The sequence below is a fragment of the Azonexus caeni genome, assembly GCF_048146105.1.
GTDB classification, from domain to species: Bacteria; Pseudomonadota; Gammaproteobacteria; order Burkholderiales; family Rhodocyclaceae; genus Azonexus; species Azonexus aromaticus_B.
Genome location: NZ_JBKJAD010000004.1, coordinates 211932 through 226662, shown reverse-complemented (window position 1 = coordinate 226662; position 14731 = coordinate 211932). Strand labels below are relative to the sequence as shown.

Here is a 14731-nt window from a genome sequence, read left to right as displayed (position 1 = left end):
GAGCGTTTTTTCTGCCGCCTCAAGCAATTCCGCCGACTGGCAACTCGCTATGAAAAACTGGCTACGCGCTTCAACGCATTCTTGCAACTTGCCTGCGCTTACATCTGGCTAATGTGAACACGCCCTAGCGTGGCGCGGGTATAATCGCCGCGTTCGACAAAACGGAACCCGGTGCGAGACAACTCAATTCCGGGGCGGGCCCGCCGCTGTAACCGGGGACCCCATCGCAATAAGCCACTACGAGCGGAAACAGACGCTCCGGGAAGGCGCGGTCAGGGGGACGATCCGGGAGCCAGAAGACCTGTCGGACGGAAAAACAGAAAGCCTGTGGACAGGGCTTCGTGTTCGCGTCTGGACGATGCGGGCACGAGGCCCTTTCGCTTTTGGAGAATCGGATGCATTCCTTCGCAATCGTCGCCCCCGACCGGGGCATTGAAAATTCGCTCAGACACAAGGTCGACCGCAAGACCAAGCCGCCCGGCTCGCTCGGGCAACTGGAGTCGCTTGCGGTACGCATCGGCCTGATCCAGCAGACGCTGACGCCGTCGCTCGAGCGGCCGCAGATGCTGGTCTTCGCCGGCGATCACGGCGCCGCCAGGGCCGGCGTCTCGGCCTATCCGCAGGACGTGACCTGGCAGATGGTCGAGAACTTCCTCGCCGGCGGCGCGGCGATCAACGTCTTTGCGCGCCAGAACGGTCTCGGCCTGGCGGTGGTCGATGCCGGCGTGGCGCACGATTTCGGCGGCCCGCGTGAAGGCCTGATCGATCTCAAGGTGGCGCCGGGCACGGCCAATTACCTGGAAACCCCGGCGATGACGGCGGCGCAATGCGCGCAGGCGATCGAGCAGGGCGCCGGCGTGGTCTTCGGGCTGGCGGCCGCGGGCTGCCAAGTGGTCGGTTTCGGCGAGATGGGCATTGGCAACACCGCCTCGGCGTCCTTGATCACCCACTGCCTGACCGGCGTGCCGCTGGCCGATTGCGTCGGGCGCGGCACCGGCCTCGACGACGCGGGGCTGGCGCGCAAGCAGGTGCTGCTGGAGCAGGCGCTGACCCGCTATCGCGTCGCAGGCGGCGACGACGACCCCTTTGCCGTGCTCGCCGAGTTCGGCGGCTTCGAGATGGCGACCATGGCCGGCGCCATGCTGGCGGCGGCGGAAGCGAAGATGGTGCTGCTCATCGACGGCTTCATCGTCGGCGCGGCGGCGCTGGTCGCCGCGCGCCTCGAACCGGCCTTGCTCGACTACTGCGTCTTCTGCCACCATTCGGCCGAGCCCGGCCACCGTGCCCAGTTGCAGGCCTTGCAGGCCGAGCCACTGCTCGACCTGGGCCTGCGCCTGGGCGAAGGTACCGGCGCCGCGCTGGCTTTTCCGCTGGTCCAGGCGGCGGTCGCCTTCCTCAACGAAATGGCCAGTTTCGAGTCGGCCGGCGTCGCCGGTTAGCCATGCTGCGCCGCGAGCTCGATTACTTCCTCGGCGCCCTGCGTTTCTTCACCCGGCTGCCGGTGCCGGCCTGGGTTGGTCATTCGGCCGAGGCACTGCAGCATTCGGCGCGCTGGCTGCCGGCGGTCGGCCTGGTCGTCGGCGGCATCGCCGCGTTGGTCTACCTGGCGGCGCTCCAGATCTGGCCGCAGCCGGTGGCGGTGTTGCTGGCGATGGCGGCGACGCTGTACGCCACCGGCGCCTTCCACGAGGACGGCCTGTCCGACACCGCCGACGGCCTCGGCGGCGGTTGGGAGAAGTCGCGCATTCTGGCGATCATGAAGGATTCGCGGGTCGGCAGTTACGGCGTGGTCGCGCTGTGGCTGGGGCTGACCGGCAAGTTCGTATTGCTGGCGGCGTTCGATCCGGCGCTGGTGCCGGCGGCGCTGCTCGCCGGGCATGCCTGGTCGCGCGGCTGCGCGACGCTGTTGCTGGCGAGCATGGACTACGCGCGCGACGACGATCAGTCCAAGGCCAGGCCGCTGGCCCAACGCCTGACTGGGGGGGCGCTGCTGTTCGCCCTGGCGTTCGCGCTGGCGCCGTTACTCTGCCTTCCTTGGCCGCAAGCGGTGGCCGGCCTGCTGCTGGCGCTGCTGGCGACGGCCTGGCTGGCGGCCAAGTTCCACCGCTGGCTGGGCGGCTACACCGGCGATTGCCTGGGTGCCACCCAACAGCTCGCCGAAATTGCCTTCTACCTCGGGCTGCTCGCGCAATGGCCGCGCTGACGCTGTACCTGGTGCGCCACCCGCGGCCGCTGATCGCGCCCGGCGTCTGTTACGGTCAGCTCGATGTCGCGGCCGAAGATCCGGCGCCGATTGTTGACCGCCTGCGCCGCGAACTGCCGCCGGGGTTGCCGCTCTGGAGCAGCCCGCTGCAGCGCTGCCGGACGCTGGCCGAAGCCCTGCAGCCGGCGCCGCGGCTCGATGCGCGGCTGATGGAACTGGATTTCGGCGCCTGGGAAGGTCGTCCGTGGGACGACATCGCGCGCGCCGAACTCGACGCCTGGGCCGCCGACGTTGACGGCTACGCGCCGCCCGGCGGCGAAGCGCCGCGCCAGTTGCAGCGGCGCGTGCTCGCCTTCGTCGATGAACTGCCGGCCGGAGCGCATCTGCTGGTCACCCACGCCGGCGCGATCCGCGTGTTGCTCGCCGCGGCTGCCGGAGAAACGCTGGCGGCAGCCCAGCGCCGGCCAGCGCCTGACTACGGCAGCCTGACCCGACTCAATTATTTCTCGGGCAGCCGGTAGCGCTGTTCGCGGTACAGCCAGGCCGGCAGCAGCGCGTGCGCCAGCGCCCGTTTAGCCAGGGCGTCGCCGTCGGCGGGCGGCGCCTCGGCGGCGCTCAGGCGCTTTGTCTGGCGGTCATAGTGGGCGAAGGCCGGGGTTTTTTCTGGGCGCAGGACGACGACCTGGTTGCCTTCCATCCAGCCGTAATTCTGCTCGTACTGCATCATCGCCCGGCCAGGCAGGTCGTCGGCTTCGCGCGTCAGGTCGCGACCCGGCATGGGGTGTTTGGTGTCGACGCCCATCAGCGAGAGCAGCGTCGGCGCCAGGTCGATCTGGCTGGCGACGGTCTTCACCCGCTTCGGTTTGAGGTCGGCGCCGAGGATCAGGCCGGGGATGTGGAAGCGCTCGACCGGTACCATGCTGTCGCCACGCACGCGGATGTCGTGGTCGGCGACGACGACGAACAGGGTGTCCTGCCAGTAGGGACTGGCCTTGGCCTTGGCGATGAACTCGCCGAGGGCATGGTCGGTGTATTTGACGGCGTTGTTGTCGGTCGCCCTGGGTTGCTCGTAAAGCTCGATACGGCCGTCGGGGAAGTCGAAGGGCGAATGGTTGGTCGAGGTGAACACCAGCGTGAAGCTGGGCTGGCCCTCGGCGTGCTTGGCGTTCAGGCGCTCGTGCGTCTTGTCGAACAGGTCTTCGTCGGAAACGCCCCAGCCGGCGACGAACTTCGGGTTCTTGAAGTCCTTCTGTTCGGTGATGTGAGTGAAACCGTTGCCGGTGAAGAAGCCGCGCATGTTGTCGAAATGCGCTTCGCCGCCGTAGATGAACTCCGATTCGTAACCGTGGCGGCCGAGGATGGAAGCCAGCGTCGCAAAATTGCGCTGGGCCAGCGACAGCTTGACGACGGCTTGCGCCGGCGTCGGCAGGAAGCCGGTGGTCACCGCCTCGATGCCGCGGATCGAGCGGGTGCCGGTGGCGTAGAGCTGCTCGAACCACCAGCCTTGTTCCTTCAGCTTTTCCAGGTTGGGCGTCACCGGGACGCCGCCGAGCGACTGAACGAAGGTCGCGCCCAGGCTTTCCTCGAGGATGATCACCAGGTTCAGCGGCTTGGCACGGCGTACCGTCGCCTGCTGGTCGACCAGGGTCGGAATTTCCGGGTCGCCGACCAGCGGATGCGGGTTGCCGAGGCTGGTGCGGGCGTGGCGGAACTCGGCGAGCATGTCGGCGCTTTCCATCTTGCCGTAGATCTCGCTCGAATTGGCCTCGTGCTGCATGCCGTAGATCGCGTGCGTCACCGACCAGGCGGAATTCAGGATCAACGTATTGACCATCGGGTCGGCGGTGAGCGCGAAGGTGGCCGGGTTGGCCGGCCGGTGCTGCAGGCTGGAACGGATGGCCAGGGCGCAGATCAGCACCAGCAGCGGCCAGCTCAGCCACAGTTTCCAGCCCGACCACGGCGCCTCGCGCCGTTGCCAGGCACGCATGATCCGCCACGCCGACCAGCCGAGCAGGCCGGTGACCAGCAGACCGCCGACCAGGTGCAGGCGGAAGCCGCTCCACAGCATGGCGACGACTTCGTTGGGGTATTTCAGGTATTCGACGAAGAGCCGGTTCGGCCGGCTGTCGTATTCGTTGATGAAGGCCGGCGAGGCGATCTCGAGCAGCGCCAGGGCGGCGATCATCAGCGTCATCCAGCCGACGTTCAGCCTGCGCCAGGCCGGCCACAGGCGCTTGCCGGCGAGCAGCGGGGCGAGCAGCAGCAGGGGCAGGGCGAGCAGGGAAAGCTGGATCACGTCGACACGCACGCCCTGCAGCAGCATCGTGCTCCAGATGCCGGTGGCGGCGACCCGCTCCGACTGCCACAGCATCAGCGCCGCGCGCGACAGCGTCAGCAGCGGCAGGCCGACCAGGAAGAGCATGGCGATGCCGGCGTAGGGGCCGCAGAAATCGAGGCGTTGCCAGAGACGGGAGATAGGGGAGGCGGGAATTGCGGCTTGAGGCATGGAAATCTCGTTGGAAGCGGGCCGGAAAAGTCTGGATCAGATCGATTAAACGGCCATTAAGTTCGTCCGGGAGCGCTATTGTGCCTCAGCCCGGTAGTCGCAGGCAGGCGAGCAGGCCGCCGAGCGGTGAACGGCCGAGGCTCAGCTCGCCTGCGTAGGTTTCGGCGATGTCGCCGGTGATCGCCAGGCCGAGGCCGCTGCCTTCGACGTCTTCGTCGAAGCGTCGGCCGCGTACGCCGGTTTCGCGGATCTGTTCCGCCGACAGGCCGGGGCCGTCGTCGCCGATTTCGACGACGACTTCGTCGTGCTGCCGGCGGGCGCGCACGCTGACCCGCGATCTTGCCCATTTGCCGGCGTTGTCGAGCAGGTTGCCGAGCATTTCCTCGAAATCGGTCTGTTCGCCCCGCCAGTGCAGGTCGCGGTTGACGTCGAGCTGCCAGCTCAGGCCACGTTCGCGGTGCAGGCGCTGCATCAGGCCGATCAGGCTGTCGATGCAGTCGCCGACCGCCACCTGGCGGACGCTGCCGGCACCGCTGCCGGCGCGGGCCAGGTGGCGGTCGATCAACTGGGTCATGGCGCCGACCTGCTGGCGCAACAGGGCATTGCGCTGCAGTTCGCCATCGGCGGCGAGCAGCGACAGCGGCTTTTTCAGCGCGTGGCTGAGGTCGGCGGCGTGGCCGCGGGCGCGGTCGACGATGCGCGCGTTGCGGGCCAGCACCAGGTCGAGTTCCTGGGCCAGCGGCGCCAGTTCCGGGCCGTAGTCGTTGCCGACGCTGGCGGCGCTGCCGGTGCGCACCGCCGCCAGCCGGTCGCGTAGCCGGCGCAGCGGCAGCAGTCCGAGACGGACCTGCAGGATGCTGGTGAGCAGCAGCGAGACGATCAGGCCGAGTTGGGTGAGGAGCAGGATGCGGTCGAGGCGATCGAGTTCGCTGGCGATCTCGGCGGCCGGGCCATAGACGTGCAGGTGGGCCGCTTGTCCATCCACTTCGATGACGCGGACGATGCCCATGACGGCCAGTCCTTGCGGGTCGACCCCCTGCCGCAGCTCGGGGTTGCCGGGTACGGGCCGGTTGCTAGCGGTATCCAGGCGGCTGTCCCACAGCGAGCGCGAAGCCTGCAGTTCGCCGCTGCCTTCCAACTGCCAGTACCAGCCGGAGAAGATGCGGCCGAATTCGTCGTTGCTGCGCCCGAGCCAGTGGATCTGGCTGCTGCCGGGCAGGATGGAGAAACCGGCGAGCAGTCGCTCGGTCCGTTCTTCGAGGCGTTGCTCGAAATGCCGGAGCAGGGTGCCCTGCACGCTCTGCCGCAAGATCCAGCCGCCGACCGTGCTGACCAGCAGGGCGGCGATCGCGGCCAGCGCGACCAGGCGCGAGGCCAGACCAAAACGGTGCAGCCGGCTAGACGGCATCGACTTCGGTAAGGCAGAAGCCGCGCCCGCGTTCGGTCTGGATCAGCGGCACGCCGAGCTTGCGCCGGATACGGCCGATCAGGACATCGAGGGTGTTGGAATCCGGGTCGAGGTCGCGCGCGTAGACGTGTTCGCTGATTTCGTTGCGGCTGACGACGCAATCCTTGCGCTGGATCAGGTAGGCAAGGATGCGTTTTTCCTGGGCGGTCAGGTTGAGCGGCGCGCCGTCGAGCGTGAAACGGTCGGCGTTGGCGTCGTAACTGAGTGGGCCGGCCTGCAGGATCGGCGAACTGTGACCGAGGGCGCGCCGCTTCAGGACACGCAGGCGGAGCGCGACTTCCTCGTGCAGGAAAGGCTTGGTCAGGAAGTCGTCGGCGCCGGCGTCGAAACTGGCCAGCTTGTCGCTCCAGCGGCCGCGCGCGGTCAGTACCAGCACCGGCAGGCGGCGCCCCTGCTCGCGCCAGTGGCGCAACACCGAGACGCCGTCCTGGCCGGGCAGGCCGAGATCGAGCACGGCGGCATCGTAGTCCTCGGTGCTGCCGACGAAAGCCGCCTCGTCGCCGTCGTGCACGGTATCGACGATCATGCCGTCGGCGCTCAGCGCGGCGGCGACTTTCGCGGCGAGTTCGCGGTCGTCCTCGACCAGCAGCACCTTCATCGGCTGACTTCCTCGTCGTTGAGCAGCTTGCCGCTGACCGCATCGATGTCGAGTTCGAAGACGCGGCCGTCGTTGAGTCGGACTTCGACCTCGTAGAAATAGTGGCCGTCCTGATCGTATTCCAGTTCGACTTCGTGGATGGTGCCGCGGTAGCGCGCGGGTAGGCGGGCGAGCAGGTCGGGCAGCGGCATCAGCTTTTTCAGGACCTCCTGGCGGTGGCCGTTGCCGTCGATCAGCTCGCCACTCCGGGCATCGATGACGAACTCGCGCAACTGTCCGTCCTGCAGGATGAGCTGGACCTCGTAGATCAGCCGGCTGTCGGCCGCCAGCTTCAGTTCCAGCTCGAGGACCTTGCCCGGGTGGCGGGCGAGCAGCGCGCGCAGCGCCTTGGCCATGTCGAGACGCGGCATTGCCGGTGTCGCGTGCGGCAACTCCCCGCCGCTCACCGCATCGACCAGCAGCTTGCTGCGTTGACCGTCGCTCTTGAGCACGGTGACCTCGTAGATACGCCTGCCGTTGAGGTCGCGTTCGAGATCGACGTCGAGTACCTTGCCTGGATGCGTTTTCTGGACACCGGCCAGGATTTCCGCCAGCGGTTTGAGCTGGCCGGCCTCGACGGCGCGGCGGATGACGTATTGCTCTTCGGCGTGGGCGGGCGGCAGCAGGAGTAGGGGGATCAGGAGGGCGGGCAGGAGTTTCATGGGGCGCATGCTGCGGCAACCAGGATAAACGGTTGATGAATTGTAGCGTCAGGCGGCGTTTAGCGTCGGGGCGGCAGGATGGTGCCGTCGTCGACTGCAACTGTTTAGGTCATGTCCACCACTCGCAGCCTCTCTGTTCCGCTTTCCCTATCCGCTCCCCGGCTACGCTGGCCGCACGGCGGCTTCCTGCTGGCGATCCTGTTCGTTCTCGCCGGTGCCGCGCTGTTCGGGCGCTGGCCGCTCGTCGCCCTGCTCTGGCAGCAGGCGACGGCCGATGCTGCGCAACGCGAGCAGGCGGTGTGGCTGCCCGACTACCGGGTCGACATCGAAGCCCGGCCGTTGGCCGGCATCGCCGCCAATCTCTCCGGACTGACTTACGACCCCGATCGCCGGAGCCTGTTCGCAATCACCAACGCCCCCCCGGAAATCATCGAGTTGTCGCTGAGCGGTGATGTGCTGCGCCGCATCCCGCTGAGCGGGGTGCGCGATCCGGAGGCCATCGAGTATGTCGGGCCCGGCGAGTTCGTGCTGACCGATGAACGGCGACAGGCGCTGGTGCATGTCCGGATCGACGCGGGGACGCGGGCGATCGATGCCGGGCGGGCGCCGCGCCTGGCACTCGGCATTGGCCGCAACGGCAACAAGGGCTTCGAGGGGCTGGCCTTCGACGCCGCCAGCGGTCGCTTGTTCGTCGCCAAGGAGCGCGATCCTCAGCGCATTTACGAGGTGCGCGGTTTCCCCTTCTCGGCAACGGCGGCCGTCGACATTGCCGAAGATGCGGCGCGCGATGCCGCCTTGCCCGGCACCGACCTGGCCGGCTTGCACTTCGACGCGGCAAGCGGCCACCTCCTGGCCTTGTCGGAGGAATCCCGCCTCCTGGTTGAATTTGCCACCGACGGCCGGCCGCTGAGCAGCCTCTCGCTGGCCGCCGGCCGCAGTGGCCTGCAGAAGGCGGTACCGCAAGCGGAGGGGGTGACCCTGGACGACCAGGGGCGGGTCTACGTGGTCAGCGAACCCAACCTGTTCTATCGCCTCACCCGCCCGCCGCCCGTAAGCCCTGCAGGCTGACCGCCAGGCCGCCGCTCGGCTGGTTGGCCAAGTGCAGGCTGGCGCCGTGCAATTCGGCGATGCGGGCGACGATCGCCAGCCCCAGCCCATTGCCTTCGGTTTTGCCCGGTTCGGCGCGGAAGAAGCGTTCGCCCAGGCGGGCCAGGACGGCCTCCGGGACACCGGGGCCGTTGTCGCTGATCGTCAGATCGTAGCTGGCGTCGTCGCGGCGCGCGATGGTGACGCGGATTGCGCTGTCCGGCGGGGAATAGCGCAGGGCGTTGTCCACCAGATTGCGCACGGCGATCTGCAACAGGTCGTCGTCGCCCTGGACGAGACAGGCGGCGTCCAGTTGCGGGCTGGCGACGGCGTGCTCGGCATGGCTGGCGACAATGACGCGGTCGACCAGCTTTCCGAGGTCGACCGTCTGACTGTGCGGCGGGCAACTCAGTGGGTCGAGTCGGGCCAGGCGCAGCAGTTGCTCGACCAGTCGGCCGGCCCGGTCGACACCGGCTTCGATTTGCTGCAGCGCATGCTCGCGTACCGGCGAATCGCCGCTCAGTCGTGCCACCTGGGTCTGAACCTTGAGCGCGGCGAGCGGTGTGCGCAACTCGTGGGCGGCGTCGGCGGTGAACCGGCGTTCGTTGTCCAGCGTGCGACCGACGCGGCCAAACAGTCGGTTGATTGCCGCCACCAGCGGTTGCGCCTCGGTCGGGACGCGGCGGGTGGTCAAGGGCGCCAGGCTGTCCGGCGTGCGTGATGCGACTTCGCGGGCCAACTGGTCCAGCGGTCGCAGGGCACGCATGATCGACAGATAGATCAGCAGGACCAGCACAGGCGTGATGAGCAGCAGCGGCAGCACCGTCTGGGTGGCGACTTCGAGCGCGGCGCGGTCGCGCAGGCCGATCGCCTGGGCGACCTGGACCCGGTAGCGACCGTCGGCGGAAACCGCGTTGAGTACCCGCCAGGCTTCTTCATGGCGGATGATGTCGTTGTAGCCGGCGACGCCGAGGATGGGAAACTCCGGCGCATCCGGCGAGCGGGCGAGGATGCTGCCGTCGCCGTGGCCGATCTGGAATTCGAGTGGGGGTTCGTAGATGTCTGCGGCGCCACGCACCGTTGCCAGCCGCGGGATGAGTTCGGCGAGGTCATCCTCGTTGTCGTGGGTGATCGCCAGCAGCAGGCGGGCGGTCTGCGCCAGGCTGCCGTCCATCAGCTCCTCGGCTTCGTGTTGCGCCTTGCTGTAACTGAACCATCCGGTGAGCAGCCAGGTCGTCATGACGACCGCACCGATCACGGCGAGCAGCCGCCAGCGTAGCGAGTTGAGGCGTTGCGACGGCAGCAGGCGGCGCATCGTCAGTCGTCGGTCAGCTGGTAGCCGAGGCCGCGTACCGTTTTGATGAAATCGGCGCCGAACTTCTTGCGCAGGTGGTGGATATAGACCTCGACGGTATTGCTGCCGGCCTCGTCGCCCCAGGCGTAGAGGCTTTCCTCGAGCTGGCTGCGGCTCTTGATGTGGCCGGGCTGGCTGATCAGGGCGTGGAGCAGGGCGTACTCGCGGGCCGACAGCGGCACTTCCTGGCCATTGAAGCTGACCCGCTTGCTCGCCGGGTCGAGACTGACGCCGCGATGCTCGAGCAGCGGCTGTGCCTTGCCGCCGGCGCGGCGGAGCAGGGCGCGGATGCGCGCCTGCAGCTCGCCGAGGTCGAAGGGCTTGGTCAGGTAGTCGTCGGCGCCGTGGTCGAGGCCGGCGATCTTGTCCTCCGCCGTGTCGCGCGCGGTCAGCAGCAGTACCGGCGTCTGGTCGCCGCGGCCGCGCATCTCGCGCAGCACGGCGAGCCCGTCCTTGCCCGGCAGGCCTAGGTCGAGGACGCAGGCGTCGTAGCTGTGATCGGCCAGGGCGAGCAAGGCCAGTTTGCCGTCCGGCACCCAGTCGACGGCGTAGGCGGCGAGCATCAGCCCGGCGCGGATGCCGTCGCCGAGCAGGGTGTCGTCTTCAACCAGCAACAGTCTCAATTAGCGTGCCTCTCCGGCGGTTTTGGCGAGCAGGGCGCGGATTTCCTGGCGCCGGCCCTGGTCGGCCACTTCGCGACCCGGGCGGGCCGGGGCGGCGAGGGCTTTTTCCAGATAGCGGCGGCCTTCGGCGACGCGGTCCTGATCGATCAGATACTCGCCGTAAAAGAAATTCGGGTCAATCCCGTCCGGGTTGACGGCCAGCGACTTCCTGAACAGCGCCTCGGCCTTTTCCTTGTCACCGAAGCCGAGCGGCCAGCGCGGCACCTTGGCGTAGAGCGTCGCCAGGCTGGTGTAAGCGGAGCCGTTGAGCGACTTCTCGTCGAGCTTCAGGCTTTCCTCGAGCAGCGCCCGGGCTTCCTTGGCCAGCGACAGGCCGCCGAGGCCACCGCGCACGCCGGCCTCGCTGGAGACGACGATGGCTTCCCAGATCAGCGCGGCAGCGAGGTTGGGGTTGTTGCGGGAAAGCTGTTTTGCCTGGGCGGCCAGGTCGCGGTAGAGGTCGGCTTGCCGGTCTTCCGGCTGGCGGTACTTGATCTCCGCCCAGCGGTCCTGGATCGGGCGGATCAGTTCGTCGCCGGGGGCGGCGTGAATCAGCGTCGCGCAACCGAGGCCGACGGCGAAAAGCAGGGATTTCAAACGGGACATGATGCCTCCTGTGTTCTGTTGAAGGTCACGCCTTGGTGGCGTGTTGTTTGATCTTGGCCAGCTTGCCGCGCAGGCCCTGGTCGACGAGACCGGGGGCGAAGCCGTTGAGCCAGGCGAAAAAGCGTTCCGGGAAACCGATATGGCCTTCGGCGACATCGTTGGCGAGCATGGCGACAATGTGCCGGGCAACCAGTTCCGGGCTGTCGGTGGCGCTGCCCAGGGTGCGGTTCAGCGCGCGCACCGCCGGCGGGTTGATCGGCGTGTCGATGGCGCGCGGTGCGACATGGATGACGCGTACCGTGCTGTCAGCGAGTTCGCGCCGCAGCGCCTGGGAAAAGCCGCGTAGCCCGGCCTTCGCCGCCGAATAGGCGGTAAAGCCGGCGAAGGGCACGCTGCCGAAGGTCGAGCCGATGTTGACCACCGCCGCCTCCGGCTGTTGCGTCAGCCAGGGCAGCAGCGCCTGGGTCAGCCGGATCGGCGCGCCGAGATTGGTCGCCAGGATGCGTTCGACGTCGTTCCAGTCCTGCTCGGCGAGCAGGCCGAAATTGGCAACGCCGGCGTTGTTGATCAGGATGTTGGCGCCGAAGCTGCGGGCGGCCTGGACCGTGCTGTCGATGCCGCCGCCGTGCGTCAGGTCGGCTTGCAGCAACTGGTAGTCGCAGCCGGCCGGCAGGTCGATGCGGGCCAGTGCTGCCGGGTCGCGGCCGGTCAGCAGCAGGGCGGCACCGGCGTTCGCCAGTTCGCGCGCGAGCACCCGGCCGAGGCCGCCGTTGGCGCCGGTGAGGACGATGCGGGCGCCTTTCAGTTGCATGCTGCGACCTCGACCGGCAGGGCGTGGAAGATGTCGCCGTAGAGCTTGAAGAAGACCTTGGCGGCGTGCAGCACGTCGGCCTGATCTTCCGGCGTCATCAGGTCGAGGATGTTGGCCAGGTGCTGCGTGTGTTCCTGGTCGAGCGTGCCGTGCGAGCGCAGGTAGGAGAAGGCCGTGTCGGGCAGGCCCAGCGCTGCCTGGATGCGGTCGGCGGCATTCAGCGCGAGGTCGACGCTGGTGCCTTCGAGGACGAAGACCATGCCGAAGAAGCCGGCCGGGTTGCCGCGGTTGATCAGGTCGTAGGCGTAGGCGACCATCAGTTCGGCCGGCAGATCGGGGCGGCTGTTGCGCACCGCGTCGGCGTCGCCGCCGGCAGCGGCGATGTCGTTGAGGATCCATTCCTCGTGGCCGATTTCCTCCTCGATGTACTCGGCGACACCGGCACGCATCCACGACAGGCGCTCGGGCAGGCGGCCACCGAGGGTCATCAGCAGCGGCGTCGTGTGGCGTACGTGATGGTAGGCCTGGGTCAGGAAGGCGAGATAGCTGTCGAGGCTGGCGCGGCCCTGCAGGCATTCGCTGATGATCGGCGCGGAAAGCAGGTAGGCGCGGGCCTGGGCGGTTTCGAACTTGAGCGTGTCGTAGAAGGACATCGGGGACTCCTCTGAAGAATGGAGCGCCGCCAGGGCGGCACGGTGATGGTCGATGATGGCTTGCCGGCGCGGCCGGCCGTTGCCGGTGGCCAGGCCGTTGCCCGGGGTGAAGGCGGGGCTGGCGATGAAATGGGCGATCTGCGCGTAATCCGGCAGGTTGGCGTTGGCACGGGCGATGGCTTCGCCGAGCGCGCCGTCCGGGATGCCGGGCAGCGGCACGACGATGGCGGACAGCGCCGGCTGGCCGTCGCCGGTGACGACGGCCTGGATGATCTGCGGCTGGGCGAGCAGCGCCGCCTCGACCCACTCCGGCGAGACGTTGCGGCCGAACGAGGTGATCAGCAGGTTCTTGCGCCGGCCCTGCAGGTGCAGGTGACCGTTGGCGTCGAAGCTGGCGAGGTCGCCGGTCGGGAAAGCATCGTCGGTGGTCGCGGCCTGCCCGGTGTAGCCGAGGAAGGCGCGGGTGCGCACGGTCAGTTCGCCGTTTTCGATGCTCAGCCGGGCGTGGCCGAGCGGGCGGCCGACGCCGTCGGCGTCGTCGCCGGGGCGGTTGATCGCCAGTACCGAGCCGCCTTCGGTCAGGCCGTAGCCCTGATAGGCGGGAATGCCGAGGGCGCGCGCACCGGCCAGCAGTTCCGGGGCGACGCGAGCGCCGCCGACGGCGACGAACTGCAGCGTGGCCGACGGCTGGCTGCGGGTGAAACCGAGGTAAGTCGCCCAGGCCTTGAGCAGTTCGGGCACCAGGATCACGCTGCCGGCGCCGGTTTCCTTGACCTTGCGGTCGAGCGCTGCCGGGTCGAAACCCTGCATGCCGGCCCAGCCGAGTTCGGCGAGCGGCGGCAGGTATACCGGCATGCCGCGCAGCAGCGGCGCATAGACGCCAGCGACGTTTTCCAGCAGCAGGGCCAGCGGCAATACCGCCAGATGGCGTTCGAGCGGCAGGTCAGCGAGGCGCTCATGCACTGCGCAGGCCGTGTCGAGCAGGCCGTCGCGGCTCAGGCAGACGCCCTTGGGGGCGCCGGTGCTGCCCGAAGTGAAGGAAATCTTGGCGCTGCCCGGCGGCAGTTCAACCGGCTCGACGACCCGGCGCATCCAGGTCAGGCCTTGCCAGCGACCGGTGATGGCGAAGCCGAGGTCGAGGGCGCCGATGCGTTCCGGCTGGTCGGTGAGCACGGTGTCGGCGCCGGCTTGTTCGAGTGCGTTGCGCAGTTGTTCGCCATGAAAGAAGGCGGGCAGCGGTAGGTGTACGCGGCCGGCGTCCTGGCAGGCGAGATCGGCGATGATCCAGGCCGGGCTGTTGTCGGCAAGCACGCCGACGACGCGGCTGCCGGCCAGGCGTTCGCGCAGGTTGAGCAGTTCGGCGACGATCTCGCCGGCATTCCAGCTGCGCTGGCTGTCGAGCAGCAGCGGCGTGTCGGTCGGGCGGGCAACGAGTTCGGCTTGCCAGGAGAAATCAGCCATGGCGCTTCACCATTTCCAGGGCGAGGGCGATGCGGCCGGCGACGACGATCGGCCGGCTGTCGTAGTAGCTGCCCCAGTCGGCGGCATCGGCGCCGAGGCGCTCCGGGTCGGCCGGCGCCAGGGCCAGCGGCGGCAGGCCGAGGCGGCGGAAGATGCCGATCAGCTCGCGGGTGGCGGTAAAGGCGACCCACTCGTAGCCGAGCCGGTCGAGGTGGCGGGCCAGGTTGAGGATGACATCGACGCTGCCGCCGGGGCGGTCGGCGGCGAGGTTGCCGACTTCGACGATCGCTTCGCGTCGCACCGGCTGCCCGGCGAGGCGGGCGACGGCGGCTTCGATCGGTTCGTCGAGGTAGGTTTCGAGAAAGAGCCGGTCTTCGCCGGCACAGCGCCAGCCGGCGGCGGCCGTGATGCGCTCGTTGTCTTCGAGCAGCATCAGGTTGGGGGCGAAGCTGCGCACCGTGGCGCCGTAGTGGCGGCGGAAGATGTCGCCGATGAAGGCTTCCGCCTGCGCCCGGCGCGGCGCGCCGACGATGGTGTGACGGACCGTCGCCACCGGTCGGCGGGTCTGGAATATCTTCTGGATGGCAGCCACGATGATGATCTCGTTGAACACTATGGCGCC

General features: G+C 68.4%; 14 protein-coding genes, 1 pseudogene and 1 riboswitch. Of the genes and pseudogenes, 5 read left to right on the top strand and 10 right to left on the bottom strand.

The genetic code is table 11. From position 1 onward, the window contains the following. From ACLIIZ_RS07470 to ACLIIZ_RS07455, 4 genes and pseudogenes are all read left to right on the top strand, one after another. Positions 1 to 117, top strand: a pseudogene (locus ACLIIZ_RS07470) (IS5/IS1182 family transposase); the annotation flags it as partial. Beyond that, positions 111 to 320, top strand: a riboswitch (cobalamin riboswitch). Its footprint overlaps the pseudogene before it by 7 nt. Before the next feature lie 75 nt (positions 321 to 395). Next, positions 396 to 1439, top strand: a complete 1044-nt coding sequence (cobT, locus tag ACLIIZ_RS07465; protein WP_416691490.1) for a nicotinate-nucleotide--dimethylbenzimidazole phosphoribosyltransferase — start codon at positions 396 to 398, stop codon at positions 1437 to 1439. 2 nt (positions 1440 to 1441) lie between these two features. After that, the gene (locus ACLIIZ_RS07460; RefSeq protein WP_416691489.1) at positions 1442 to 2203 is read left to right on the top strand and encodes an adenosylcobinamide-GDP ribazoletransferase; all 762 of its coding nucleotides are present in this window, start codon (positions 1442 to 1444) and stop codon (positions 2201 to 2203) included. Further along, positions 2191 to 2724, top strand: a complete 534-nt coding sequence (locus ACLIIZ_RS07455; protein ID WP_416691488.1) for a histidine phosphatase family protein — start codon at positions 2191 to 2193, stop codon at positions 2722 to 2724. The genes ACLIIZ_RS07460 and ACLIIZ_RS07455 overlap by 13 nt, the downstream gene beginning before the upstream one ends. On the opposite strand, the gene ACLIIZ_RS07450 is transcribed toward ACLIIZ_RS07455, so the two are convergent. The 4 genes from ACLIIZ_RS07450 to ACLIIZ_RS07435 all read right to left on the bottom strand — a co-directional run bounded on the left by ACLIIZ_RS07450 (position 2703) and on the right by ACLIIZ_RS07435 (position 7476). Then, on the bottom strand, positions 2703 to 4709 hold the full coding sequence (locus ACLIIZ_RS07450) for an LTA synthase family protein (RefSeq protein ID WP_416691487.1): 2007 nt from the start codon (positions 4707 to 4709) through the stop codon (positions 2703 to 2705). The two genes, ACLIIZ_RS07455 and ACLIIZ_RS07450, sit on opposite strands and share 22 nt — an antisense overlap. A gap of 85 nt (positions 4710 to 4794) precedes the next feature. After that, positions 4795 to 6117: a sensor histidine kinase gene (locus tag ACLIIZ_RS07445; protein ID WP_416691486.1), complete on the bottom strand. Its 1323-nt coding sequence runs from the start codon at positions 6115 to 6117 to the stop codon at positions 4795 to 4797. After that, entirely contained in the window at positions 6107 to 6775 is a 669-nt protein-coding gene (locus ACLIIZ_RS07440; RefSeq protein ID WP_416691485.1) for a response regulator transcription factor, read from the bottom strand. The genes ACLIIZ_RS07445 and ACLIIZ_RS07440 overlap by 11 nt, the downstream gene beginning before the upstream one ends. After that, positions 6772 to 7476 (bottom strand): PepSY domain-containing protein, encoded by a 705-nt coding sequence (locus ACLIIZ_RS07435; protein WP_416691484.1) that lies wholly within the window; start codon positions 7474 to 7476, stop codon positions 6772 to 6774. The genes ACLIIZ_RS07440 and ACLIIZ_RS07435 overlap by 4 nt, the downstream gene beginning before the upstream one ends. 111 nt (positions 7477 to 7587) lie before the next feature. On the opposite strand from ACLIIZ_RS07435, the gene ACLIIZ_RS07430 reads away from it, so the two are divergent. Then, positions 7588 to 8544: an SdiA-regulated domain-containing protein gene (locus tag ACLIIZ_RS07430; RefSeq protein WP_416691483.1), complete on the top strand. Its 957-nt coding sequence runs from the start codon at positions 7588 to 7590 to the stop codon at positions 8542 to 8544. Here the strand turns inward: ACLIIZ_RS07430 and ACLIIZ_RS07425 are convergent. The 6 genes from ACLIIZ_RS07425 to ACLIIZ_RS07400 are packed head-to-tail and all read right to left on the bottom strand — an operon-like array spanning position 8510 to position 14701. After that, a complete protein-coding gene (locus tag ACLIIZ_RS07425; RefSeq protein ID WP_416691482.1) occupies positions 8510 to 9877 on the bottom strand; it encodes an ATP-binding protein in 1368 nt (455 codons plus the stop codon). The genes ACLIIZ_RS07430 and ACLIIZ_RS07425 overlap by 35 nt on opposite strands. Before the next feature lie 2 nt (positions 9878 to 9879). Next, positions 9880 to 10539 carry a response regulator gene (locus ACLIIZ_RS07420; RefSeq protein ID WP_416691481.1) on the bottom strand — a complete coding sequence of 220 codons (660 nt, stop codon included), beginning with the start codon at positions 10537 to 10539 and terminating at the stop codon, positions 9880 to 9882. Then, positions 10540 to 11184 carry a tetratricopeptide repeat protein gene (locus ACLIIZ_RS07415; protein ID WP_416691480.1) on the bottom strand — a complete coding sequence of 215 codons (645 nt, stop codon included), beginning with the start codon at positions 11182 to 11184 and terminating at the stop codon, positions 10540 to 10542. It abuts the gene before it with no gap. A gap of 25 nt (positions 11185 to 11209) precedes the next feature. Continuing rightward, positions 11210 to 11995, bottom strand: a complete 786-nt coding sequence (locus ACLIIZ_RS07410; RefSeq protein ID WP_416691479.1) for an SDR family oxidoreductase — start codon at positions 11993 to 11995, stop codon at positions 11210 to 11212. Further along, positions 11986 to 14109 (bottom strand): AMP-binding protein, encoded by a 2124-nt coding sequence (locus ACLIIZ_RS07405; RefSeq protein ID WP_416691478.1) that lies wholly within the window; start codon positions 14107 to 14109, stop codon positions 11986 to 11988. The genes ACLIIZ_RS07410 and ACLIIZ_RS07405 overlap by 10 nt, the downstream gene beginning before the upstream one ends. Beyond that, positions 14102 to 14701: a thermostable hemolysin gene (locus tag ACLIIZ_RS07400; protein WP_416691477.1), complete on the bottom strand. Its 600-nt coding sequence runs from the start codon at positions 14699 to 14701 to the stop codon at positions 14102 to 14104. Before ACLIIZ_RS07400 ends, ACLIIZ_RS07405 begins: the two co-directional genes overlap by 8 nt. Positions 14702 to 14731 lie beyond the last annotated feature (30 nt).

Coding starts and splice junctions, on each gene's coding strand:
- ACLIIZ_RS07455 (WP_416691488.1), top strand. CDS start 2,191: ATGGCCGCGCTGACGCTGTACCTGGTGCGCCACCCGCGGCCGCTGATC.
- ACLIIZ_RS07430 (WP_416691483.1), top strand. CDS start 7,588: ATGTCCACCACTCGCAGCCTCTCTGTTCCGCTTTCCCTATCCGCTCCC.
- ACLIIZ_RS07425 (WP_416691482.1), bottom strand. CDS start 9,877: ATGCGCCGCCTGCTGCCGTCGCAACGCCTCAACTCGCTACGCTGGCGG.
- cobT (WP_416691490.1), top strand. CDS start 396: ATGCATTCCTTCGCAATCGTCGCCCCCGACCGGGGCATTGAAAATTCG.
- ACLIIZ_RS07405 (WP_416691478.1), bottom strand. CDS start 14,109: ATGGCTGATTTCTCCTGGCAAGCCGAACTCGTTGCCCGCCCGACCGAC.
- ACLIIZ_RS07435 (WP_416691484.1), bottom strand. CDS start 7,476: ATGAAACTCCTGCCCGCCCTCCTGATCCCCCTACTCCTGCTGCCGCCC.
- ACLIIZ_RS07445 (WP_416691486.1), bottom strand. CDS start 6,117: ATGCCGTCTAGCCGGCTGCACCGTTTTGGTCTGGCCTCGCGCCTGGTC.
- ACLIIZ_RS07460 (WP_416691489.1), top strand. CDS start 1,442: ATGCTGCGCCGCGAGCTCGATTACTTCCTCGGCGCCCTGCGTTTCTTC.
- ACLIIZ_RS07440 (WP_416691485.1), bottom strand. CDS start 6,775: ATGAAGGTGCTGCTGGTCGAGGACGACCGCGAACTCGCCGCGAAAGTC.
- ACLIIZ_RS07450 (WP_416691487.1), bottom strand. CDS start 4,709: ATGCCTCAAGCCGCAATTCCCGCCTCCCCTATCTCCCGTCTCTGGCAA.
- ACLIIZ_RS07410 (WP_416691479.1), bottom strand. CDS start 11,995: ATGCAACTGAAAGGCGCCCGCATCGTCCTCACCGGCGCCAACGGCGGC.
- ACLIIZ_RS07415 (WP_416691480.1), bottom strand. CDS start 11,184: ATGTCCCGTTTGAAATCCCTGCTTTTCGCCGTCGGCCTCGGTTGCGCG.